The 23,366-nt window shown below is 66.1% G+C and carries 24 protein-coding genes; 14 read left to right on the top strand and 10 right to left on the bottom strand.

What is annotated here, in order from left to right:
* Positions 1-34: 34 nt before the first annotated feature.
* The 6 genes from ITX31_RS09810 to ITX31_RS09785 all read left to right on the top strand — a co-directional run bounded on the left by ITX31_RS09810 (position 35) and on the right by ITX31_RS09785 (position 6,919).
* Positions 35-841: a PIG-L deacetylase family protein gene (locus ITX31_RS09810; protein ID WP_194783191.1), complete on the top strand. Its 807-nt coding sequence runs from the start codon at positions 35-37 to the stop codon at positions 839-841.
* A gap of 141 nt (positions 842-982) precedes the next feature.
* Positions 983-1,984: a LacI family DNA-binding transcriptional regulator gene (locus ITX31_RS09805; RefSeq protein ID WP_194783190.1), complete on the top strand. Its 1,002-nt coding sequence runs from the start codon at positions 983-985 to the stop codon at positions 1,982-1,984.
* A gap of 33 nt (positions 1,985-2,017) precedes the next feature.
* A complete protein-coding gene (locus tag ITX31_RS09800; protein ID WP_194783189.1) occupies positions 2,018-3,337 on the top strand; it encodes an ABC transporter substrate-binding protein in 1,320 nt (439 codons plus the stop codon).
* 80 nt (positions 3,338-3,417) lie between these two features.
* Positions 3,418-4,428 carry a carbohydrate ABC transporter permease gene (locus tag ITX31_RS09795; protein WP_228529126.1) on the top strand — a complete coding sequence of 337 codons (1,011 nt, stop codon included), beginning with the start codon at positions 3,418-3,420 and terminating at the stop codon, positions 4,426-4,428.
* Positions 4,425-5,315, top strand: coding sequence for a carbohydrate ABC transporter permease (locus ITX31_RS09790; protein ID WP_194783188.1), 891 nt, complete (start codon positions 4,425-4,427; stop codon positions 5,313-5,315). The genes ITX31_RS09795 and ITX31_RS09790 overlap by 4 nt, the downstream gene beginning before the upstream one ends.
* Positions 5,312-6,919, top strand: a complete 1,608-nt coding sequence (locus ITX31_RS09785; RefSeq protein WP_194783187.1) for an alpha-amylase family glycosyl hydrolase — start codon at positions 5,312-5,314, stop codon at positions 6,917-6,919. Before ITX31_RS09790 ends, ITX31_RS09785 begins: the two co-directional genes overlap by 4 nt.
* A gap of 46 nt (positions 6,920-6,965) precedes the next feature.
* On the opposite strand, the gene ITX31_RS09780 is transcribed toward ITX31_RS09785, so the two are convergent.
* Positions 6,966-7,658 (bottom strand): helix-turn-helix transcriptional regulator, encoded by a 693-nt coding sequence (locus ITX31_RS09780; RefSeq protein ID WP_194783186.1) that lies wholly within the window; start codon positions 7,656-7,658, stop codon positions 6,966-6,968.
* 70 nt (positions 7,659-7,728) lie between these two features.
* On the opposite strand from ITX31_RS09780, the gene ITX31_RS09775 reads away from it, so the two are divergent.
* Positions 7,729-8,442 (top strand): alpha/beta fold hydrolase, encoded by a 714-nt coding sequence (locus ITX31_RS09775; protein WP_194783185.1) that lies wholly within the window; start codon positions 7,729-7,731, stop codon positions 8,440-8,442.
* A 9-nt stretch (positions 8,443-8,451) separates the two neighbouring features.
* Here ITX31_RS09775 and ITX31_RS09770 read toward each other — a convergent pair whose 3' ends face one another.
* The 3 genes from ITX31_RS09770 to cynS form a co-directional block, all read right to left on the bottom strand.
* On the bottom strand, positions 8,452-9,585 hold the full coding sequence (locus ITX31_RS09770) for a Vms1/Ankzf1 family peptidyl-tRNA hydrolase (RefSeq protein ID WP_194783184.1): 1,134 nt from the start codon (positions 9,583-9,585) through the stop codon (positions 8,452-8,454).
* 224 nt (positions 9,586-9,809) lie between these two features.
* Positions 9,810-10,637, bottom strand: a complete 828-nt coding sequence (locus ITX31_RS09765; RefSeq protein ID WP_194783183.1) for a formate/nitrite transporter family protein — start codon at positions 10,635-10,637, stop codon at positions 9,810-9,812.
* A 10-nt stretch (positions 10,638-10,647) separates the two neighbouring features.
* Positions 10,648-11,100 carry a cyanase gene (gene cynS / locus ITX31_RS09760; protein ID WP_194783182.1) on the bottom strand — a complete coding sequence of 151 codons (453 nt, stop codon included), beginning with the start codon at positions 11,098-11,100 and terminating at the stop codon, positions 10,648-10,650.
* A gap of 219 nt (positions 11,101-11,319) precedes the next feature.
* Here cynS and ITX31_RS09755 point away from each other — a divergent pair, with 219 nt between their 5' ends.
* Both ITX31_RS09755 and ITX31_RS09750 read left to right on the top strand, forming a co-directional pair.
* On the top strand, positions 11,320-12,057 hold the full coding sequence (locus ITX31_RS09755) for a helix-turn-helix transcriptional regulator (RefSeq protein WP_194783181.1): 738 nt from the start codon (positions 11,320-11,322) through the stop codon (positions 12,055-12,057).
* A gap of 61 nt (positions 12,058-12,118) precedes the next feature.
* Positions 12,119-12,346 carry a hypothetical protein gene (locus ITX31_RS09750; RefSeq protein ID WP_194783650.1) on the top strand — a complete coding sequence of 76 codons (228 nt, stop codon included), beginning with the start codon at positions 12,119-12,121 and terminating at the stop codon, positions 12,344-12,346.
* A gap of 21 nt (positions 12,347-12,367) precedes the next feature.
* Here ITX31_RS09750 and ITX31_RS09745 read toward each other — a convergent pair whose 3' ends face one another.
* The 3 genes from ITX31_RS09745 to ITX31_RS09735 form a co-directional block, all read right to left on the bottom strand.
* The gene (locus ITX31_RS09745; protein WP_228529125.1) at positions 12,368-13,507 is read right to left on the bottom strand and encodes a FapA family protein; all 1,140 of its coding nucleotides are present in this window, start codon (positions 13,505-13,507) and stop codon (positions 12,368-12,370) included.
* A 117-nt stretch (positions 13,508-13,624) separates the two neighbouring features.
* Positions 13,625-13,951 (bottom strand): hypothetical protein, encoded by a 327-nt coding sequence (locus ITX31_RS09740; protein WP_194783179.1) that lies wholly within the window; start codon positions 13,949-13,951, stop codon positions 13,625-13,627.
* 88 nt (positions 13,952-14,039) lie between these two features.
* Entirely contained in the window at positions 14,040-14,834 is a 795-nt protein-coding gene (locus ITX31_RS09735; protein ID WP_194783178.1) for a FadR/GntR family transcriptional regulator, read from the bottom strand.
* 183 nt (positions 14,835-15,017) lie between these two features.
* Between ITX31_RS09735 and ITX31_RS09730 the strand changes: the two genes are divergently transcribed.
* From ITX31_RS09730 to ITX31_RS09715, 4 genes are all read left to right on the top strand, one after another.
* Positions 15,018-16,502: an amidase gene (locus tag ITX31_RS09730; RefSeq protein ID WP_194783177.1), complete on the top strand. Its 1,485-nt coding sequence runs from the start codon at positions 15,018-15,020 to the stop codon at positions 16,500-16,502.
* Between the two features lie 3 nt (positions 16,503-16,505).
* Positions 16,506-17,234: a 5-oxoprolinase subunit PxpA gene (pxpA, locus tag ITX31_RS09725; RefSeq protein WP_194783176.1), complete on the top strand. Its 729-nt coding sequence runs from the start codon at positions 16,506-16,508 to the stop codon at positions 17,232-17,234.
* 175 nt (positions 17,235-17,409) lie between these two features.
* Positions 17,410-17,922, top strand: coding sequence for a flavodoxin family protein (locus ITX31_RS09720; RefSeq protein ID WP_194783175.1), 513 nt, complete (start codon positions 17,410-17,412; stop codon positions 17,920-17,922).
* A 67-nt stretch (positions 17,923-17,989) separates the two neighbouring features.
* Positions 17,990-18,673 (top strand): NADPH-dependent F420 reductase, encoded by a 684-nt coding sequence (locus ITX31_RS09715; protein ID WP_194783174.1) that lies wholly within the window; start codon positions 17,990-17,992, stop codon positions 18,671-18,673.
* A 64-nt stretch (positions 18,674-18,737) separates the two neighbouring features.
* Here ITX31_RS09715 and ITX31_RS09710 read toward each other — a convergent pair whose 3' ends face one another.
* Positions 18,738-20,663: a glycosyltransferase family 39 protein gene (locus ITX31_RS09710; protein WP_194783173.1), complete on the bottom strand. Its 1,926-nt coding sequence runs from the start codon at positions 20,661-20,663 to the stop codon at positions 18,738-18,740.
* Entirely contained in the window at positions 20,656-21,708 is a 1,053-nt protein-coding gene (locus ITX31_RS09705) for a glycosyltransferase family 2 protein (protein ID WP_228529124.1), read from the bottom strand. Before ITX31_RS09705 ends, ITX31_RS09710 begins: the two co-directional genes overlap by 8 nt.
* A gap of 233 nt (positions 21,709-21,941) precedes the next feature.
* On the opposite strand from ITX31_RS09705, the gene ITX31_RS09700 reads away from it, so the two are divergent.
* Positions 21,942-22,658: an NADPH-dependent F420 reductase gene (locus ITX31_RS09700; RefSeq protein WP_194783172.1), complete on the top strand. Its 717-nt coding sequence runs from the start codon at positions 21,942-21,944 to the stop codon at positions 22,656-22,658.
* 177 nt (positions 22,659-22,835) lie between these two features.
* On the opposite strand, the gene ITX31_RS09695 is transcribed toward ITX31_RS09700, so the two are convergent.
* Entirely contained in the window at positions 22,836-23,150 is a 315-nt protein-coding gene (locus ITX31_RS09695; RefSeq protein WP_194783171.1) for a hypothetical protein, read from the bottom strand.
* Positions 23,151-23,366: the final 216 nt, after the last annotated feature.

Genomic DNA, 23,366 nt, shown 5'->3' with positions numbered 1-23,366 from the left:
GAAAACTCTCCTCAGCTTCCTGGGAGGTGCCGTGATGGATGGTTCCCGCATCCTGGCCCTGATTGTCGCCCACCCCGATGATGACGCCTACGCGCTCGCCGGAACCGTGGCCCTGCACGAGCACGATCCGGGGTTCCGTTTTGTCCTGGTCCACGCGACCGACGGCGGCGCCGGGCTGGTCGATCCCGCCTATCCGCCTGCCAGTGAGGACCTGGGCAGTATCCGCCGGCGGGAAATGGAGGCCGCGTGGATCGCGCACGGCCGGCCGCCGGACCGGCACGAATGGCTGGATTACGACGACGGCGGCGTGGACCGGGTGCCCTTCGCCGAGCTGGTGGACCGCATCGGCGGAATCCTGGCGCAGGAACGCCCCGACGTCGTCGCGACCTTCGGCCCGGACGGACTCACCGGGCATCCCGACCACATTGCCGTAGGCGCCGCCACCGACGCCGCGTTTCTCCGTCTGCGGGCCGGCGGTGGCCCGGGACTGCGGCGGCTGCTGCACGGCGGAATCCGCCGCTCTACCTGGGAACGCTGGAACCGCGGCCGGATGCGGCGCGGGCAGCGGCCGTGGGAAGCCGGCCGAATGTATGACGTGAACCCCGTGCCGGATGAAGAGATTGGCATTGAGGTCAACGTCAGCGCCGTGGCGGACCGGGTCGTAGCGGGGCTGCTGCAGCACCGAACGCAGCGCCACGTAATCTCGCCGGGGGTGCCGCCGGACGCGGAGGAGGATGCCCGCTGGACCCGCATGGTCGCCGTCGAACCGCTGGTTTTGGCCTGGCCGCCCCGGCAGCCGGGAGCGCCGGTCCTGGGCGACGTGTTCGAAGGGCTCGGCTGACCGGGCCGCTTGCCATCTCGAGCGCGCGCGTTTACGAAACGTGATGGATCCGGGAAATCTCCCTCTAGGGTGTGACGCAGATCGCGCAACCGTTTACGTAAACCGTTTGCGCCCGCGCAGGAGCCCACCCGGAGGAGGAACATGACAACGATTCGGGACGTAGCGAAACACGCCGGCGTATCTCCGGCCACCGTTTCCCGGGTGGTCAACGGCCTTGTGGGCTACTCCGAAGAGACCCGGCGGCGCGTCGAAGATGCCGTCAGCCAGCTCAACTACGAGACGGACTTCATGGCCCGCGGGCTGAAAACGCGCCAGACCTCCGTCATCGGGCTGCTGGCGCCCATGGTGTCCGACGCCCTGGCCTCCGAAGTGATGCGCGGCGTCGAGGAAGCAGCCCGCGAACAGGGATATGCCGTGATGCTCGGTCGAACCGGATTGAAATCGGTCTTCATCGACGGCTACCTGCGGACGCTGCGGACCTACCGGGCAGCAGGCGTGATCCTGATCTCCGCCGTCATCACGGACGAAATGAGGCAGTTCCTTGGCCCGAACATTCCCCTGATCTCCGTCGCCATTAGCGACAAGTCAGGGTCTCCCAGTGTCTCCATCGATGACGAGCGGGCGGCCTACGACGCCACCCGGTACCTGCTCGCCCTCGGGCACCGGCGAATCGGCCTGCTGGCCGGGGACCCGTCGTCGGTATTCGTTGCGCATCCCCGGCAGCGCGGCTATGAGCGGGCCATGGGCGAGGCCGGGGAAATCCCCGTCATCGCCCACGGCACGTTCTTCTATGACAGCGGCGCACCCGCCCTGGCGGAACTGCTCCGGCAGGAACCGGACCTCACCGCCGTCTTCGCCGTCAGCGACGAGATGGCGGCCGCCGCCGTCAACGAACTGCAGGAACGCGGCCGCCGCGTCCCACAGGACGTCTCCGTACTCGGCTTCGACAACACTTCCACCGCCCAGCATGTCCACCCGCCGCTCAGTACCGTCGCCCAGCCTTTGGAAGAGATGGGCAGGACGGCCGTCGGCAAAATCCTGCGGGCCCGCGATCTTGGGGCCCGGATTGTTCCGCACTCCATCGTCGCCCGGGGCTCCACCGGTCCGCCCCGGCGGCCGGATCCAGCCCAGCACCCGAACTAGCCAAGCACCACTCGCCACCACAAGGAGCACAGCATGAGGCAACGACGCCACAATCGACGGATTCTGCTCGGAACGGCAGTACTGACCATCTCGGCGCTCGCCGTTAGCGGCTGCGGCGGCAGCAGCGGGGAACCCGAAGCGCAGCAGGACGCAGCCGCTGCGTTCGAAGGCCGGGGACCCATCAACTACGTTTCCTCCCGGGACGCCTCCGGCGCCGCCCAGGACACCATCGACAAATGGAACGCCGAGCACCCGGAGGAGCAGGTGACCTTCATCGAACTCCCCGATTCCGCAGACCAGCAGCGCCAGCAGCTGGTGCAGAACGCCCAGATCGAGTCGGACACGTTCAGCGTGCTGAACCTGGACGTCGTCTGGACCGCGGAGTTCGCTGCGAACCGCTGGATCATGCCGCTGCCCGAGGGCGCACTGCCTACCGACTCGATGGTCCCCGCGGCGGTAGAGACCGCCACCTACCGGGACACGTTCTACGGTGCCCCGTACTACACGGACGGCGCCCTGCTCTATCACCGCACCGACCTGCTGCAGGCAGCCGGAATCGACGCTCCGCCCACCACGTGGGAAGAGATGACAGCGGCGTGCGAGAAGGTGCTGGCCCTTCCCGAAGCTGACGGCATGTCCTGCTACGCCGGGCAGTTCGACAAGAACGAAGCCCTCACGGTGAACTTCACCGAAGCGGTCGGCTCGGCCGGCGGCCAGCTCTACGACGATGAAGGCGCCCCGGCGGTGGACACTCCGGAAGCCCTCGCCGGACTCACCCAGCTCACCGAGGCATTCAACGAGGGCCTGGTCCCCAGCGACGCCATCACCTACCTGGAGGAACAGGGCCGCCGGGCCTTCCAAGAAGGAAAACTCGTGTTCCTGCGCAACTGGCCGTTCGTCTACTCCTCGCTGACCGCCACGGACGGCTCCAGCGCCGTCGTCGACAAGTTCGGCATCAGCGCGGTGCCCGGCATCGGGGGCAATCCCGGTGTCTCCACCCTGGGTGGCCGGAACCTCGCCGTCTCGCCGTTCACCGAGAACAAGGCCACCGCCCTGGAATTCATCCAGTTCTTCACCAGTGAGGAAGAGTCGAAAGCCCGCCTGGACAAGAGTTCACGCGCCCCGGTCTATCCCTCCCTGCTCGAGGATCCCGCCGTCGTCGAAAACCGACCGTTCTACCCGACGCTGCTGGAATCTCTGGAGAACGCGCAGGCGCGTCCCCAGGTGGTTCAGTACGGCGCCACGACGACGGCGATCCAGGAAGAAGCGTATGCGGCCCTCACCGGGGAGAAAGACCCGGAGACGGCCCTCGCCGACATGCAGGCCAAGCTCGAAGAGCTCGCAGCCGACTAGCCACGAGTCGGCCGCCGGCATGGGTGCCGGCGGCCGACTCCGCAGCCAGGAATCCCAGACCCCGCCCAGTGAGGAACGCCATGAGTACCAGCACTGCTGCGCCTGTGCGCCGTCCCGACGGCCCAGCCCCCGTAAAACGCAAACCCGGAAACCGCACCGCCGGAGAAGGCAGGATGGCGGCGCTGCTGCTGTCCCCAACCCTGCTGGTCCTTGCCCTCGTGATCGCCTACCCGCTTGTGTCCGCCCTCTACCAGTCGCTCTTTCGAGAGGAATCCGGCCTCGATGAGGACGGTTTCGTAGCCGAAGGGGAGAGCTTCGTCGGGCTGGCCAACTACACCGATCTCCTGGCCGGGGAATCCGGCCAGCGGTTCCTGAACGCGCTGGGCAACACCACCTTTTTCACCTTCACCACCGTGGCACTTGAAACCGTCCTGGGCCTGGCCCTGGCGCTGGCCATGAACCGGGCCTTCCGCGGCAGGGCGATCCTCCGCGCAAGCATCCTCATTCCCTGGGCCGTTCCCACCGCCGTCTCCGGCCTTCTGTGGCGCTGGATCTTCCAGTCGGACGGCATCGCCAACACCCTGATCGGCACCGAGATCCTGTGGACCGCCGAAGGGTTCCAAGCCAAAGCCGCAGTGATCATCGCCGAAGTGTGGAAGACCGCGCCGTTCATCGGCCTGCTCGTCCTGGCCGGGATGCAGGTCATTCCGGGAGAGGTCTATGAGGCGGCACGCATCGACGGTGCCGGCTGGTGGCGGCAGCTCGGCTCGATCACCCTCCCGCTGGTGAAGCCCACGCTGCTGGTCGCCGTCCTGTTCCGGCTCCTCGACGCACTGCGGATGTTCGACCTGCCGTTTGTGCTGATAGGCCCGGGCAAGCAATCCGTGGAGACCCTGTCGATGCTCGCGTGGGACGAATCAAACCAGCTGCGCTACGGCTCGGCGTCGGCATTCGCCATCATCCTGTTCCTCTACGTGGCCCTGGTGGCAATCCTCTTCGTGAAACTGCTCGGCGCGGACGTCGCGGGCACTAAGGAGATGCGGAGCCTCCGCAAGGCAGGTTCCGCCCGGAAGGCAAAGGCATCCTCATGACACAGATTCCCGTCCTCACCCGTCCGGACAACCCGGAAGAAGCCCCGCAGCGGGCACCAAAAAAGCGCGGCTGGCAGAGCTACCTGACGTACGCCGGACTCGCGGCGATCTTCGTATACTGCCTTTCGCCGTTTTACTGGATGCTCGTCTCTAGCCTCCGGCGCACCTCGGACATCTTCGACAACTCCCTGATTCCCCAGCCGTTCTCCATGGAGAACTACCTCAAGGTCTTCGACGGATCCACGCTGTTCGGCAAGGCCCTCCTGAACAGCCTGATCGTCGCCGGCATCACCACCACGGCTGCCCTGGTGCTCGGCATCTTCGCTGCGTACGCCATTTCCCGGCTGAACTTCCGGTTCCAGTCCGTGATCCTGGGCCTGGTCATCGCCACGTCCATGTTCCCCGGCATCTCCGTGGTGGTGCCGCTGCTGCGCCTGTTCACGGACATAGGATGGATCAACACCTACCAGGCGATGATCGTGCCCAACCTGTCCTTTGCCATTCCCCTGGCCGTCTGGAACCTCACCACCTTTATGAAGGCGCTGCCCTTCGACCTGGAGGAAGCGGCAATGATTGACGGCTGCACCAAGTGGCAGGCATTCCGGAGGATCCTCCTGCCGCTGGCGGCCCCCGGAGTCTTCACGACGGCGATCCTCACCTTCATCCACAGCTGGAACGAGTTCATCATCGCCCTGTCCATGATTAATGATCCGGAACTGCAGACCGCCACGGTGGCTATTTCCAAGTTCACCGGCGCCACGGAGTTTCAGGCACCCTTTGGCGAGCAGATGGCAGCGGGCGTGATCGTCACGGTTCCGCTGGTGATCATGGTCCTGATCTTCCAGCGCCGCATCGTCGAGGGACTCACCTCCGGAGGCACCAAATGACAGTGCCTGCACCACCGGGGCGGGGCTCCGGCTGGTGGCAGGACGCCGTCATCTACCAGGTGTACCCGCGGTCCTTCGCCGACGGCGACGGTGACGGCGTGGGGGACCTCGCCGGCCTGTTGGACCGGCTGCCGTACCTGGCCGCCCTTGGCGTGGACGGCATCTGGATCACCCCGTTCCAGCCGTCCCCGCAGATCGACCAGGGTTACGACGTCAGCGACTACTGCGGCGTCGATCCGCTCTTCGGCACCATGGAACAGTTCGACGAACTGCTGGACGCGGCCCACGCCTTGGAGCTGCGGATCATCCTGGACATTGTGCCCAACCACTGCTCCTCGCAGCATCCGCTGTTCCAGGCCGCGCTGGCGGCCTGCCCGGGATCGGCGGAGCGGGCCATGTTCCACTTCGCGGACGGGCGCGACGGCGGCAACCCGCCCAATAACTGGCAAAGCGTCTTCGGCGGCATGGCCTGGAGCCGGGCGAACCCTGGCTCGCACACGGACCGCCAGTGGTACCTGCACCTTTTCTCTCCGGAGCAGCCGGACTGGAACTGGCGCAACCCCGCCGTGGGGGACTACTTCGAGGACGTGCTCCGGTTCTGGCTGGACAAGGGCGTGGACGGCCTGCGGATTGACGTGGCCCACGCCCTGTTCAAGGCCGACGGCCTGCCGGACGCCGCGGGCACCGACGCCGTGGTGGACGGGCTGCGCTCCAACCCGCAGGTCTCCGACCAGGAGGAAGTGCACGAGGTGTACCGGCGCTGGCGCCGCCTGACGGACTCCTATACGCCGGAGCGGATCCTGGTGGGCGAGGTGAACCTGGCACCGGAACGGGCTGCCCGGTACACCCGGCCGGATGAGATGCACCAGGCCTTCGCGTTTGCCTTCGTAAAGCTGGGCTGGGACGCCACGGACTGGGCCGCCGTCGGCACCGAACTCGAAGCCGCCCGCCGGGCTTACGGCGCGCCGCCCACCTGGGCGCTTGAAAACCATGACGTTCCCCGGTCCGTGACCCGGTTCGGCGGAGGCAGCTGCGGGCTCCGGCGCGCACGCGCAGGGCTGCTCGCCGTCCTCGGCCTGCCCGGGGGCGCCTACATCTACCAGGGCCAGGAACTGGGACTGCCCGACGTCGAGGTGCCGCTGGGTGCCCGGGTTGACCCCATGTGGGCCAAGGGCGGGGTGTCCCGCGACGGAGCCCGCGTGCCGCTGCCCTGGACCACCACGCCGGATTCCTCCTACGGCTTTTCCCCCGACTCCGCCGCTGACCCCTGGCTGCCAACACCTGTTTCCTGGGGATCGCGGTCCGTCCAGACGCAGCGGACGGATCCGGGCTCAACCCTGAACCTTGTCACCGAGGCGCTCACCGTGCGCCGGCAGCTGATCGAGAAGGAAATCTTCACCCCGGGTGATCCCTGCGAATGGCGCGTTGAAGACCACGGCCTGCTCATCTGCGCGCGGGGGGACAACATGGTCCTGGCCGTAGCCATGGGCGATGACCCCTGCCGGCTTCCGGAGGGGAACGTCCTGCTGGCGTCGGCACCGCTGACCCCGGACGGACTCCTGCCGCCGGACGGCGCCGCCTGGGTCCTGACCGAGCCTTCCTGACCGGCGCTGGGCTGCGCAGCTCCCGGCGGGCTATCCGGCCAGCGGGCTACCCGGAGTACACCGGCCGGGCGTTCGCCGGCGGTTCGCCGACCTCCTCAACGGTGTGCCCGGTGCAGGCCAGTGCCGTGACACTCGCCCGTTCGATGCTGGAGACGGTGAACCACCGGATTCCGTTCCGCAGCCTGCACCATCCCACCAGGAACCACCGGCCGCTGGTGGAGGCGAAAAGGATGGGTTCGACGTCGCGCGTGGTCACTGCCCCGTCCTTGGCGGTGTAGCGGATGCGGACCACCCGCTGGTCTGCCATCCCTTCTTCCAGGGCGGACCGAACCGCCCGGGAGGACGCGGGCGGGGCGTTGACCCACACGCGGGAAGCCAGCTCATCGGCCCGGGCGCGGGTGCGCGGGTCCAGCACGTCCAGGATCTTCCGGACGCCGGCCGCTGCGAGATCAGCGTACGGGGCGTCCGACGCCGCGGAAACAGCGGCCATCAGCGCCACCGCCTGCGAGGGGGAGAGGGTGACCGGCGGCAGGGACCCTCCGGCCGTCAGGCCGTAGCCGCCGCCGGGCCCGGGGCGGGACCAGATGGGTGCGCCGCTGTTCTCCAGCGCGTCGAGGTCCCGCTTGACGGTGCGGACGGAAACGCCGAACTCGCGGGCCAGTTTCTCGGCCGAGCAGCCCCGGTTCCCGCTGCGCCGCAGCATCTCGGACAGGGCCACGAGCCGCTCGGTCCGCTTCATGGAACTGCTCGAAAATTCATGACATAAATAGTGACATACACCTGACCGGTTGAGGGGTGAAGGTTGGAACATGAACACTACAAAGAGCCCCATTGTCCTGATCGCCGGCCACTGGCTGGGCTCCTGGGCCTGGGATGAGGTCCTGGAACACCTCGCCGCCAAAAACGCCCAGGCCACCGCGCTGACCCTGCCCGGACTCGACCCCGGGGATCCCGCCCGCACCACGCTGACCCTTGAGGATCAGGCCGCGGCAATTGCCGACGTCGTCACCAGCCTGGGTGGACCGGTCACCCTCGTGGCGCACAGCGGCGCCAATTTCCCCGTGAGCCTGGTGCTGGACCGGCACCCAGAGCTGATTCACCGGATGGTGTGGGTGGACTCAGGTCCGGTGGGCGCGGGAAGCGTCTTCCTGCCCGGCTTCCCGGAGGACACGGAAGAGCTTCCGCTGCCGGACTTCGAGTCGCTCGGCCAGCAGGCCAGCCTGGAGGGCCTGAGCGACGAGGTCCTCGACCGCTTCCGGACCCGGGCCGTTCCGGAGCCCGGCGCGGTGCTGCGCGAGCCGCTCGAACTGGCCAACGATGCCCGCCGCAACGTCCCCACCACACTGGTGTGCTGCTCGATTCCGGGCGCCCAGATGATGGAGCTGGCCCGGTCGGGGCATCCGATGTTTGCCGAAACCGCGGAACTCACGGATGTAGAGGTCCTCGACCTGCCCACCGGGCACTGGCCTATGTGGAGCAGGCCGGGTGACCTGGCCGAGATTATTGCCGCTGCGGCTGGCTGAGCCGGCCGGTCAGCTGCCCGGCGCCGCAGGACCGGTAGGCCAGCGCAGCAGGGCCGCAGCTTCGACGCCGTCCGGAAGGACGCCGTCGGGCACCAGCAGCAGACTGGCGTCGGTCAGGGCCGCCGCCCGAATCAAGCCTGCCGGAGCGGGGACCTGGCCCAGGACCTCAGCACCGAGGGACTGCTCCGGGGCGCTGGCCACCCAGGGTTCGGCTCCCAGGGCCAGTACCTGGCGGTCCGCCAGCGCTTTGTCGTTCAGGATCAGGAGGTCCACCTGGGCCTGCTGCAGCGCAGTCAGCACCCCGCCCAAACCGGTTACGGACTCCGGGTTGGCCTGACCCTGCTGCTGGGCCAGTCGATCCAGAATCTGTTCCTGTTCCGCGGCCCACAGCAGGGCAATCCGTTCCTGGACCTTGTCCTCGAACGCCCTGCGGCCGGCCCCGGACTCCGGCATGTGGGAATCGATCATGCTGACCAGCGGCTGGTGGGCTTCGGCGAGCTGGTCCCGCACCAGTCCCCGGGCCCGGACGTCACCGGCCAGCACGATCAGCCTCGCTCCGCTGCTGTCCACAATCCGGTCGATCTGCTCCGCGACCTGGTCCGCGTTGCGCCGCCAGACCTGCTCGGTCTGCCGCTGGAACTTGTCCTGTGACCAGCCGCCGGCAGGGAGCTTGGTGATGTCTTCCTTCTCGCCCTCCACATCCTCGACGGAGGAATCTTCGCGCCCGACGAAGAGCAGGCGAATCTCAGCGTCCTCCCGGGAGACTTCCGCAACAATGTAGGGCAGCTCCTCGGGGCGGTGCTTGAGCAGCGGCAGCAGATCGGGAACCGGATCCACCGAGACCCGCTCCGGAAGTACCAGCTCTCCGGACAGGACTTCGTTCAACGCGACCGCGCCCTGCGAGACGAGGAGATAGCGTGAGACGGGAGAAGGAAGCCCCTCAGCGGGAAGTACCGCAATTTCCGCGGCTTCCTGGTCCGCCGGCGGAGCGCCCTGCTGGGCCAGCGCCCTCCTGACGTCGCCCGGGCGGACCTCCGCGGCTTCCAGGCTGTCCACATTCCCTGCGGAAGCGTCGATGTAGGCGACGCACCAGGGGCCGCTGCGCCGGTACAGGTCAGCAAATTCGTGGAGTTTCCGGGTCATGACGATCTCCTTCCGCAGGGCCCGCGGCCCCGCAGCGAATCAATCCGTGCCTCACGCTAGCACCGGCGTCGGCGGCATTTACAGGTGTGGCGGAGCTGCGGCCCACCTGCCGACGGACTCTTTCCGGGCATCCGTGCCTGCCGGTGCCCCGCTGCTCCGAACAAAAGCGGGCCGGCACCCGGGGTAACCCCGGATGCCGGCCCGCCGCCGTCGTTGTTCTGAACCTAAACCTTCACCTTTGCCGTGAACTGGCGTCCCGGTGCGGTGCGGGCATGCGTTCCGTAGATCATCAGGCCCACGAATGTCAGGCCGCCCACCAGGTTGCCCAGCACAGTGGGAATCTCATTCCAGATCAGGTAGTCCATCAGGGTGAATTCGCCGCCGAGCATCAGGCCCACCGGGAACAGGAACATGTTCACCACCGAGTGCTCAAAGCCCATGTAGAAGAAGAGCATGATCGGCATCCACATGGCGATCACCTTGCCCGGCAGGCTGTCGGACATCATCGCGCCTACGACGCCGGTGGATACCATCCAGTTGCACAGCACCCCGCGCACGAACAGGGTGAGCATGCCGGCCGCACCGTGGTCCGCATAGCCCACCGTCCGACCCTCGCCAATGTGCCCGATGGCCTGGCCCACCTCGCTCACCGCGGAGGAGAAGCCGTAGGTCCAGACGATCGCCATCAGCAGGGCCGTGGTCAGCGCACCGGCGAAGTTGCCGAGGAACACCAGCCCCCAGTTCCGCAGCATCGACTTCCAGGTCACGCCGGGCCGCTTGTCCAGCCAGGCCAGCGGCACCAGCGTGAACACCCCGGTGAGCAGGTCGAAGCCCATCAGGTAGAGCATGCAGAAGCCGATGGGGAACAGGACCGCGCCCAGCAGCGGCGAACCGGTCTGCGTGCTGACGGTGACTGCGAACGCCGCGGCCAGGGCCAGGATGGCGCCGGCCATGTAGCTGCGGATCAGGGTGTCCCGGGTGGAGAGCATCACCTTGGAGTGTCCGGCGTCGATCATCCGGACCGCGAAGTCCTTGGGAATCACATAGCTCATGGCCGTCCTCCTACCACTGGTACTTCAGGAACTTGCCGTCGATGATGACGCGCACGCGGTCCCCGTCGGGATCCTCGCGGCGGGTCAGCTCCACGTTGCAGTTGATGGCGCTCATGATGCCGTCGCCGAACTCCTCGTGGATGGCTTCCTTCAGCGCCGGGCCGTAGACCGCCAGCAGTTCGTAGAAGCGGTAAATCGTGGGGTCATCCTTCAGCGAATCCCCGGCGATCCGGTACGGCTGTTCCTGCAGCGCCAGCACGGTCTCCTCATCCAGGTCCAGCAGCTCGCCGGCCTTCTCGGCCAGGTCCGCCGGCACGGGATGGGATCCAAGGAGTGCGGCGATGGTCCACAGCAGCGGACGGTCCAGCTGCTCAGCGAGCTGCGCCCAGGATGAATCCGAACGGGCGACGGCGGTGCGGACCTTCAGGGTCGCCTGATCGCGGGTGGTGTTCCAGTTCGTCATGTCGATCTCCTCGTACGTGGTTCTGCAGGCGCTTGCCCTGAACCCAAACTAGGAGCGCCCGGCAGCGGCCGGTCAGGCTTTTTGCGCAGCCCATCCGGCAAAAAACGCAGCGACCGCGGCCTTTTACCTGCCCGAAACAACCAGGCAACGGAAGCGCCTTTCGGGGTTCCTAGGGTGTTGAACTGGGGGCCGTGTGAGAGCCGAGGGAAGGGGCGGGAAATGGATCTGCTGACACAGGTGGTCCGCGAAGCACCCGTACCGCTGTGGGTCATTGATTCCCGCGGCCTCGTGTCCCTCGCGAACAAGGCGGCCATCCGGTTCCTGGGCTACCGGGCGGAGGACGACGTCGTTGGCGGTCCCAGCCATGACCTGCTGCACTGCCGCCGCCCGGACGGCACCCCGTACCCCGAGCACGAATGCCCGATCGTCGGCTCCGGCGGCACCGCCCCGGCGTCGGAATGGTTCGTGACCCGTGCCGGGGACCCCCGTCCCGTGCAGTGGACCACCCGCAGCATCTCAGAGGGCCAGGCGACCCTCCTGAGCTTCAGCCCGGCTCCGCGAGCCGAGGCCCGGATTGTGCAGGACCTGCGCCGCCGGGGGCCGGCGCAGCGCACCTCTCCTGCTCAGGCACGCGCCGAGCTGCGCGAGTCCCTCTGCCGCACCATCAGCTCCCGTTTTACGGATCCGCAGTTTACGACGGCGGAACTCGCCGCCGCCGCGCATCTCTCCGCCCGGTCGGTGCAGGCGCTCTTTGCCGAAGCGGGAACCTCACCCGCAGCGGAGATCCGCCGCATCCGGCTGGAGCATGCCCGCGCGCTGCTGGAACGGGGACATGCTGTGCAGGCCGCGGCCCTCGCTTCCGGATTCCTCGACCCCGGCACGTTTGCCCGGGCCTTCCGCCAGCGCTTCGGCTGCGCACCCAGCCAGGCTGCGGCGTCGTTGGCCGGCCAGGCCTGACGCGGCACATCTCCCGCGCGGCCGCGCGATGGCTCCGAACGGGATGTGATTGGGTGTCCCGATGGACAACTATGTAAGCCAAAGCACCTTCTGGTTCACCCTGGCCGTGATCAACGCGGGTCTGGCCGAGCAGAAGAACCGCTCTCGGTGGATCTGGTTCCTCGTCTCGATCCTGCTGGGTCCCATAGCTACCCTGCTCATTGTCATCTGGCGGGCGCCGGAACCGGCTGAGCCGTCCAGGGCCGGCCGCGGAGGCTGGCAGGAACCCGCGCCGGAGCAGCCGCAGTGACGCGGCCGCCCCTGGCGGGTACTACTGCGCAGGCGGCGGCTGAACCGGCGGCGGCTGCACGGGAGGCGGAGGCTGGATCGGGGGCTGTCCGTCGTCGTACCGGGGACCGCCCGCCGGGCCCGCGCCCGGGGCGCCGCCGGGGTGCAGGTCACGGCGCCACGGCCGCTTCTGGTAGATGGCGAGCAGCTGCGCGCCGAGGCCGAAGAACACCATGGCCAGCCACACCAGGATGTTCAGCCATGGGATATGCAGTGCCACGATGAGTATCACGCCGCCCACCAGGGCCTTGACCACCGGATGCTGGTTGCCGCGGAATATGAGCCGGCCAATGTAGTAGGCGCCGAATACGAACGTTGCCAGCGTGAGCGTGATCCATACCAGCAGGCCCGACAACGCGAGCGGCGCTCCGATGAAAGTGATCAGAATGAGCACCAGTCCAACCGGAACGGCCAGGGAAGCGACGAACCCCACGAGCAGTGCTTTCCAGGGCCGCGGTACCAGCTGGTCTGTCACACGCTGCAGCAGGCGCGGAAGAAGCAACCCGGTGAACAACGTGATGAGGCTCAGCGCGATCAGGGCGTAGAGCAGCCCGAGCAGCCAGCCGACGAACTGCTCACCTGCCGACGGCTTGGCTACCGGTTCAGGCGCAATGCGTTCAACGGTGCCGCTGACCGCGCCGTCGGCGATGTTGGCATCCGTCTCGGAATTGTAGGTGACGTTGCCCCCTACCGACCCGTCGATGATGAGGTTTCCAACGCCCACCTCAACATCACGGCCCACGACGCCGGCGATCGCGATATCCGCAGCGCCGCCGACCAGGTCCTGGCCCAGGGAACCGGAGTCGCTGACGTCCACGGTCGATCCGAAGATTGTTCCGCTGCGCGTGACTTCACCGTTGATGGTGATGTCCTGCCCTGCCAGGCGTACGTTTCCATCCACGTTGCCGTTGATGGTGATGCTCTGTCCGGCGGCGATTACGTCACCGGTGATGTTGCCGGAAATGGTGATCCGCTGGCCGGAGGCGTATACGTCCCCGGATACGTCATTGCGGACGTTCACGTTCAGCCCGCTGTAGAACTGCGGACCGGTGCTGTTGTCCACTTCAGCGGCCACGGACTGCGGCACCGGCGCGGCGGCGAACGCCCCCGACACGGTTGCCAATATCAGAATGCCCGCTGCGAGAAGTGCCGAAAAAATCCGCCGAGGAGATGAAGGTCTCATGGGGGATGCCTTTCCGCTATCAATCTACGAACGCATCTTCGACGCTTTTGGCCCTGACTACGGCGCCGACCGCTCATACGTCAGGGACCACGGCTGATTCCCGGATGAGGACTCCCGCCAGCCGTCCTTGGCAAGGTCCTGCTTAAGGCCCTGCAGTGCGGCCGTCATTCCCGGGGCCCACTGCTCCCGCGGGGGAACCGGTCCGACTGATCCCGGAACGGGAAAGGTTTCGCTCGTGTACCTGGTCAGTCCGTTGACCCGGCCGACGAACCGCCGCTGGGTACTTCCATACTGGGACGCGAGGACCGTCAGGATGCCCGCCCACCAGGACGTGCCGCCCACGTCCTCCAGCTCTACCGTCAGGGTTTCGGCAGCGGAGTCCATGCGCCCATGATCACCCTGCCGAAGGCAGCTGTAAAGGCTTGCCGCTATAGGCTGACCGCGGAGGAGGCACCCCCGTGGCAGCGCGCCTCTAGGCGCTCGGGAGCCCTGTCTCCGGCCGGGTTACCTTGGGCAGGGTGGCCACGAGGACATCCGCGGCATTGGTCTCGTTGAGGGCTTCCCGCCGTGTGTCGCCGAGGTATCCGGCATGCCGCTCGAAGGCGTCCTGCGCAGCCTGTGGATCACCGGCTTCGATGGCGAGATAGATGGCTTCGTGCTGATCCGTGACGGTCTTCCTGTCCAGGAATTCGACGAACACCGAGTTGGTGGCTGGGCGGGCGAGGTGCACAGCGGTCATGGCGAGCTCAAGAATCTTGTTCTTCGCTGCCTTGGTGATCGCTGTATGGAAGAGCAGGTCCAGATCGAGCCATGATGCGATGTCCAGGTCCAGGTCACGTGATGCCTCGACGGGGCCCCGGATGGCCTCAAGGTCCGCCGCGGTTCGGCGGCGTGCCGCGAGCTCCACACACTGCAGTTCCAGCACCGAGCGTGCTTCATCGACGTCGTGGACGGAGACGTTCCCGGCCCGGTACCAGAGCTGGATGGCGTCGCTGAGCTGTTCAGCCACCTCTTCCGCATCCGGGACGGAGACGAAGGTTCCCCCTGTGCTGCCGCGCGAAGACACCACCATGCCGGTCGCAGAGAGAAGTTTGAGTCCTTCCCGTGCTGTCGCCCGGGAAACATCGAAGGTATCCGCCAGTTCCTGTTCCGTAGGCAGCCGTTCCCCCGGCTGCCAGACCCCCTGCGAGATCGCGTTCCTCAGCTGCCGGGCTATCTGGCCGGACGCATCCTTGCGGCCCAGCTGTTCCGGCTCGAATTTCGACACGGTCGTTCCCCCTTCGTCTTCTACATGGAAGCACACGCGGGAGGAACTTCAAACGCTAAGGTCATGAGTTCAACGTTGAATGTTAGACATTTAGTGGCTACCATCACTACACCTGCGGAAGGGGCCCCTGACGGTCACTGCATTCCCAGGCTGACAAGCGACGATCGAAGGAACAGTGAACGCATGGCAATTGACCGCCCCATCGAAGAGCTGACCATTGCAAGGGTGCATGAAGGCTACCTCAGCGGAGAGTTCACCGCCGAGGAACTGGTAACCGCGTATCTGGAGCGCATCGAGCGGCTGGACCGCTCCGGTCCCAAACTCAACTCCATCATTTCGATCTCCTCACGTGCCGTGGAGGAAGCCCGCCGGCTCGACGCCCGCCTTGCAGAGACCGGCGTCCTGTCCGGCCCCCTGCATGGCGTGCCGGTGGTCGTGAAGGACCAGATTGAAACAGCCGGGCTGCCGACGACGTTCGGCAGCATTGCCACCGGGGACTACCAGCCGGAGCGGGATGCCACCGCGATCGCCAAGCTGCGGACAGCGGGGGCCATCATCCTGGGCAAGACGACGCTGCCGGACTTCGCCACATCCTGGTTCTCCACGTCATCCCGCAGCGGGGTAACCAAGAATCCCTACGATCTCAGCCGCGATCCGGGTGGTTCGTCCTCCGGCACCGCCGCAGCGGTGGCCGCGAATCTTTCCCTGGTGGGAATCGGCGAGGACACCGGCGGGTCCATCCGTTTGCCTGCGTCCTTCTGTGGCCTGGTGGGGCTGCGTGTCACGCCGGGGCTGATCAGCCGGGCCGGTATGTCCTCCCTGGTCAAACCGCAGGACACAGCCGGACCGATGACCCGCACGGTGGAAGATGCCGTCCGGATCCTGGACGTCATGGTCGGTTACGACGAACAGGACGACTACACGGCCGCTGCCGTCGTCAGCCGGCAGGACAGGCCGTACGCGGACGCCCTGCAGGACGCAGATCTGCACGGAAAGCGGATCGGTGTTCTCCGCCAGGCATTTGGGGACGCTGCGGATCCCGACGGCGCTGAGGTCAACACGGCCATGGAAGCCGCGCTGGCAGCCCTGGAAAAGGGCGGCGCCGAGCTTGTTGAGATCACGATTGAGAACCTCGACGAGCAGGTGGGCTTCACCTCGCTCTACACCACCCGTTCCCAGGCGGACATGAACGACTTTGTCCGCGCCCGTCCCGGCGCGGGGGTTCCCTCCATGCGGCACCTGATCGAGACCGGCCAGTATCACGAGAAACTCGACCTGCTTGAAGCGATCGTCGCCGGACCCGAACAGCCCACCGCCGATGCAGAGTACGTTGAGCGCGTTCTGGGCCAGACCGCGTTCCAGCGCCAGGTCATCGGCATCATGGCCCGCAACCGGCTGGACGCCATCGCCTTCCCGGACGCGAAACTCCCGGCACCCACCCGCGAAGACATCTTCGCCGACCGCTGGACCTGCCTGACCTACCCCACGAACACGGTCATTGCCTCCCAGCTCCTGTTCCCGGCAATCACCATCCCGGCAGGCCAGACGTCCACCGGACTGCCGGTGGGTCTGGAACTCATGGGAATTCCCTACGGTGAACACGGCCTCCTGGCCCTGGCAGCGGCGTCGGAAGCGGTACTCCCGGGCCGAACCGTGCCGGAGGTCTAGGGCATGACGGTCAGCATCAACTCCGACCTCGGCGAAGACATCGGCATCCATTCATTTGGCAACGACGACGCCATCCTGAAGCTCGTGGACACGGTCAACGTTGCCTGCGGCATGCACGCCGGGGACCCCGGTGCCATGCAGCGGACAGTCAGCGCTGCCGCCGCAGCGGGCGTAAACGTGGGAGCGCACCCCGGCCTGCCGGACATCGCAGGCTTCGGAAGACGGCCCATGGCGATCACGTCCGAGGAAGCCCGCGACCTGGTGCGGTACCAGGTCGGCGCCCTGGTGGGGTTCCTGAATGCCCGCGGCTTGCCGTTGGACCACATTAAGCCTCACGGGGCACTGTTCGGCATGGCTGCGTCGGACGAAGAGCTCATGGGGGCAATCTGTGAGGTTGCCCGGCAGTACGGGGTTCCGGTCTACGGGCTCGCCGGGACAGCCCATGAGTCCGCCGCTTCCGCTGCGGGAGTGGAGTTCGTACCGGAGTTCTACGTGGACCTGGACTACGGCGATGACGGCAAACTGATCGTGGAAAGGCGCCCGAAGGAACGGCCGCTCGAGTCCGTGCGCGCGCGGACCGTCCAGGCACTCCGGGACGGCACGGTGACCAGCCGGAACGGCGTCCTGCTGCCCGTAACGGTGGAGTCCATTTGCGTGCACTCCGACCTGCCGTCGGCTCCGGCGGTTGCGCAGGCTGTCCGCGAGGCGATCGCAGCCGTCCAGGCTGCCTAAGCTGCGGCAAGCCCCGGGTGCCTGGCCGCGGCGGCAAATACGCCGTGCCAGGCATCCGGGGCAGGGTGCTCGACCGCGGGTAAAAACGGAGTGTGCAAAGGGCTGACGCGTGCGGGAGCGAAACCTAAACTGTTGGCACGAACAGGCATAGCCTCCGTCCAAACGAGGAGTTCTGATGCGCTCACTGGTTGTTTATGAGTCCCTTTGGGGAAACACGGAGAAGGTGGCCCGGGCGATCGCCGACAGGCTCGACGCGGACGGGGACGTCGAGGTGCGGGACGCCGAATCGGCTCCGTCCTCGACAGACGGATTCGACCTGCTGGTGGTAGGCGGTCCAACCCATGCCTTCTCGATGTCCCGTCCCCGCACGCGCGCCGAGGCCGTCGAGTCCCGCCAGGCACCGCGCGAGCCTGTCGAGGGGATACGGGAATGGCTCGACCGGTTGGCACCGCCGGACACGAAAATTCCGGCGGTAGCCTTTGACACCCGGGTGGCCAAGCCGCGGTTGCCCGGATCGGCGGCGAAGGCGGCCAGGCACGAACTGCGCTCACTGGGCTTTGATACCGAGTTCAAACAGCGCACGTTCCACGTCCACGGCTATGAAGGGCCGCTGGTGGACGGTGAGCTTGATGAAGCCGGCCGCTGGGCGGGCGAGATCCTCAGTCAGGTGGGATCCGCCGCCGGTTAGGACCTCCTGAACGGCCGGGCACGTACATCGGGGGAATGCCGGCGGCGGGGCGCACGTTACCGCAGGCATGACCATTGAAACGGCCACCGTGGACGCTGCCTCCCACCGCCCGCCCCTGCACGTTGCCGTGATCGGTGCGGGCAAGATCGGCACCGCGATTGCCCGCTCGCTGCTCGACGCCGGCTACCGGGTTTCAATCTCCGCCTCCGGTGACCCTGCCCGGCTGGAGCTGATGATCGACTTCGTGTCCCCCGGCGCCGAACCGAAATGGACGCACGACGCCGTAGCGGACGCAGACCTGGTGGTCCTGGCCCTGCCGCTGCACCGGCTCAAGGCCATTGATCCCGGCCTGCTGGCCGGCAAGTTGGTCATCGACACCATGAACTACTGGCCGCCGGTCGACGGCGAGCTCCCCGCCTTCGCCGGAGACCGCCCGTCCTCCGAAGTGGTGCAGGAGATGTTCCCCGGTGCCGCCGTCGTCAAGACCTTCAGCCACACCGGCTACCACCACCTGGAACCGGACCGCCGGGCCTCCGGGCACCCTGAGCGCCGCGGCCTGGCCGTGGCCGGGGACGACCCCGCCGCCGTAGCACTCGTCTCGGCACTCGTGGACCGGATCGGCTACGACCCGGTTCCTGTGGATTCACTTTCCGCTACTGCGTTCCTGCAGCCCGGCGGCCCGGCGTTCGGTGCCCGGCTGACGGCGGCACAGCTGCGTGAACTCGCCGGTGAACCGGCGCCCGTCGCCTGAGCTGCGCTCCATCCCCGCGAAGAATCGGCGGGCCCGCAGCCGTTGGAGGGCACTGAAATCCGCATCAGCCCGCGCCTCGCGCCCCGGCGCCGTCGAGGTCGCTGGACAACGGGGGAGCGTGGCCCTCCGGGGACGGTTCAGTGCCCGGCGGGGGTTGGACGGGCTTGTCCGGTTGCTGCCGAAGCGGCACCTTCGCGGATATGGCTTTGATGCTCGTCGTCCGGCTGGAGAGAACGCTCGCCGAAAGCGATGCCAGCACAATGAAGAACGGCATGTACAGGTAAAGGTAGCGGCTCCGGGCTTCGAAAAGCAGGAGGAAGACGAACAGGCCCAGCAGGGCTACACGCATGATGGTGGCATGCCGGGTAAAGAGGCCCGGCCGGCGTGAGACCAGCGGAAGGCTTAGCAGCCCGAGGACCACGAACCAGGCCACCTGCCACAGGCCGATCAGCCAGGCATAGTTCTCTCCGTGATAGCCGTAATAGGACTGCATTTTCTGGCTGGTGGCGTCCTCTGCGATGAAGGGATGGCTCGCTGCCGACCCCTCGCCCCAAACAAAGAAAGAGCCGTCTCCCATGAACCAGGTGAACTTGTTGCTCAGGAATGAGATATAACCCGATGCCCCCATGGCATCCACCCGGGCAAGATATGACTCGAGATTCCGGGTGGTCCGTTCTTCCACGGGCATGGATGCTGTCGCCCCGACGTCGGGGCCGTACCAGGCCCCGTACAGCGGGTTGAACTTGCCGTTCTGCGCCTGGGCGCCCATGTTCAGGTAATGCGCGGCGGGGAAAGTCTGCTCATTTTCCCTCACGTCGAAGGTGACCTTATCCGAGGAATTGATGAGGGCAGGCAGGACGTAGGAGCCTGCGGTGTAACTCGCGACGACGACGGCCGTGCCGGCAAGTGCACTCACCAGTTCGCGTCTCGTCCTTCGTTTCGCCGCTGATCCAAGCAGTGCCACAGCAGCAATGGCAAAGAGGACAATGATAATCGTGGGTTTGATGTTATAGCCAATAACCGCAATGATTCCGAGGCTTGCCTGAACTCCACCTTTGAGCCACCACCGCCCCGCGCCGGCCTGCACAAGGTACAGATAAAACAACAGGATGGGAAAGATGAGACCGAGGGCATCGGAATAGGCCACCATGATCCAGGGGGAAAGAAGCACGAAAACTGTCGAGGGCAGCAGAGTGAAGAGTGCCGCAGCCTCGCCGCCCACGCGCCGCGCGACTATGTAGGTCAGTACTGCCCCCAGCGTCAGCACTATGCAGTTAAGGACGACGGCGGCGAAGAGCAGGTCTGTTGTGCCGAGCAGCAGCGCCAGCCTGAAGTACTCCGTCAGCCCGAGTGTCAGGGTCAGGTTGTTGGAAAAGCTGGTGAAATAACCGGGCTCCAGGTTGGCGATGGACCCGGTGGCCAGCCCGGCTGCGGAGTCGAGGATGGCCTGCGCATCCCAGCCAGGCTGGACGCGGACAGCAAACCCGATTCGAACCTGCAGGACGAAGAACCCCGCGAAAAACAGGGCGAGCAGCGCGGCCCGCAGCAGGTGCCGAGAAGAGAGATAGTCCGCTGCCCGCTCTGCAGCGCTCCATGCAGCGGGCAGAAGAAGCGATGCAGCGCAGACCCCGGCAACTACCGGCCAGAAGGCATACTTCGACATTCCGTACAGGGGGTGGACGAGGTTGGTCACCAGCCCCCAGAGCGTTAGGGCGCAAAAAACCAGGGTGAGGGCCACCAGCGGAACATTCTGGCGGCGGGAGGCAGCCGCCCGGCGGGTTTTCCGCCAGAGCCCGAGGTAGAAAACAGCGAACGCACGTGCCTGCCATACGGCGAGCCCGGCCGCCAAGCCGATCGCCACCTGGAAAATTCGGTTCTCGGTCCAGATACCGGCCGCGACATAGGCTGCGAGCGCGGCAGCCGTTCCCAGGACAGGACTGTATTTGTATGCCGTGCCCGGCGGACGGGCGGGCGCCAAAGGTTTAGCCATTCTCGAAGGAACCTTTTGCCACAAGGGGGGAGCGTGCCGAGTGGATGGCTCGAAGGCCGTAGAGCGGACGATCCTGGACCTGCCGGTAGATGCGTCCAATATAGCTGCCCAGGACACCGAGCATGATGAGCTGCAGCCCGCCGACGAAGAGCACGCTGATGACGATGAAAGCCCAGCCCGCCACGAGAACTTCGGGAAAGTAAACCTTCTGGATAAGGACATAGAAAACGCCCACTACGGCCATCAGCGCAACCGCGTATCCCAGCCGGCTGATAAGTGTTAACGGGAACGTTGAGAAGCCGAGTATCGCATCCGAGGCGAGCTTCATGAGTTTCTTCACGGGGTAGTTGGTGGTCCCCGCGTAACGCTCGTGCCTGTCGAACGGCACGGCCACCTGATTGAAGCCGACGTAGCTCACCATGCCGCGGATGAACCGGGACTTTTCGTTGAACTTTCTGAGCTCTTCAACCACCCGACGGTCCAAAAGGCGAAAATCCCCCGTGTTGCGCGGTATATCGATGTCTGCGAGTTTCTGCAGGACGCGGTAGAACACGGTGGCGGTGGCCTGCTTGAACCACGGGTCCTTTCGCGTGCGCCGCTGTGCATATGCGACGTCGAACCCCTCTTCCCATTTCTCGATCAGGCTGAGGCTGACGGCGGGAGGGTCCTGGAGATCACTGTCCATGATAATTACTGCGTCCCCGGAAGCGTTGTCCAGTCCGGCACTCACTGCAACCTGCTGGCCGTAATTCCTGGCAAGGTCCACAATCACGACGCGGTCGTCCAGTGCGCGCAGTTTCTCCAATGCATCCAGGGAACTGTCCGTACTGCCGTCATTGACGAAAACTATTTCAATCTCGTATTCCAGCCCGTCAACTGTCAGGCAAAGTTCTTCATAGAGGCGGGGTATAGTCCCCGCCTCGTTATAGACGGGGAAGACGTAGGAAATCATCCCTCTTTTCGTCTTGTGAAGTTCCTCCTCTCCGCCGGGAGCCGGCGGGCGGTCGCCGGCGCGTGCGTTGGGGACCTCCTCGAAGATGCTCATGTTCCTCCTTTAGGTGGCTTCGGCATCAACGTCCTGCCCGGACGTGCATCCGGACGCGATGGATGGACCTGTCAGGCATTGGTTCGCGTGGGGTTGGGAGCACAGCCTGCCTCGTCGCCTTCCGGAACGCAACGGTGGCTGGCGGAATCGGAGAATGCAGGTCATCAATGCGGGAATTTCTCCGAACCGCGCGTTGCTTGCACACACCACAACCACACTGAAGGGACGCGCTCATGGCGACATTGGGAATCATCGGAAGCGGAAACATTGGATCGGCCGTGGCGCGGCTGGCCGTGACAGCAGATCTGGACGTGGTTATCGCGAACTCGCGCGGACCCGAAACACTGCAGGACCTGGTCGCAGAGCTGGGCCCGCGGGCCCGGGCAGGAACGCTGGAAGAGGCAGCCAGCCTGGGGGACGCCGTCGTGCTTTCAATCCCGCTCAAGGCGGTCAAGGACCTTCCGGACGGGCTGCTGGCCGGCAAGCTGGTGCTGGACACCAGCAATTACTACCCGTCCCGCGACGGACGCATTGAGGAACTGGTCAACAGCACGGTCACCAGCAGCGAACTGATTCGGGACCAGCTGGGTGCCGGCCAGTACGTGAAGGTCTTCAACAACATCACTGCCGCGCACATCCCGGCGCTGGCCCGGCCGGAAGGCGCTCCGGAGCGGTCCGCACTGCCGATTGCGGGAGACGACGCCGCTGCCAAGGCGGAGGCAGACGCAATCATCAGCCGGCTCGGATTCGACACGGTGGACGCAGGAACGCTGGCCGACAGCTGGCGCTTTGAGCCCGAAACCCCGGCCTACGGAAGGATCTACTTCTCCAACCCCAACGTTCCGGATGAGCAGCTCATGGACACCCCTCCCGGCCAGACCCCCGCTGAGCAGGTCCGCGCAGCGCTCGACGCCGCCACCCGGGTTAACGTGGCAGAGCGCCGGTTCTAAGCTCCGTGCCTAGCCGGGTTTCCCACCCTCCGTGAACCGTGGTCCGGATGGGGTCACGCCCGTAGACAGGAACACCGGAACGTGGGAAAGCCGAACGCGGAGACCCCCGTGCCCAGCGGAAAGTAACTGCCCCGCGGCCCCACGCGGTGCCAGGCACCAGCGTGGAGCCGTGGCCGGCTAAGCGGGGCGGTTCCCAACCGCACGCCGCTGCGGAACGCGCAGAAACCACACCAGCACCGCGACGCTGCCGGCACTGATGACCAAATGCACGGCGACTACGGCAGCGTCTGTCCGTATGCCGCCGGACAGATTGTCGATGACTGCCGCGGCAGCGAGAACTACGCCGCCGAGGGCGGAGACCAGGAGCAGGCCGGGAGCTGTCACATATCCAAACGCGCGCCTGGCCCAGAGGAGGATGCCTCCCATAATCAATACAGGCGTACCCAGGATCCAGTCAGCGAACCAGTGCCCGCGCCAGGCGGCCTCCGTCACGCTGTTCGCAAAGGCGCCTGCGGTGGTCGTGCCCAGTCCGCCAACGCGAGCACCCCGATCAGCGTCAGGATTGCTCCGACAGCCCGGGCGGGCGCTTCGGCAAACCTGCCGCGGATCAGTGTCCCGTCGATGCCTGTCAGCAGGCAGGCCAGGGCGAATACCGCTGCCAGGGCCGCTGCAACGTTGCCCCTGGGATACCAGGACGGACTGCGACTG

The organism is Arthrobacter gandavensis, assembly GCF_015355785.1.
Classification (GTDB): Bacteria; Actinomycetota; Actinomycetes; order Actinomycetales; family Micrococcaceae; genus Arthrobacter_B; species Arthrobacter_B gandavensis_A.
Note: the sequence above shows the minus strand (reverse complement) of the source record. Positions and strands in the feature narration are given on the sequence as shown.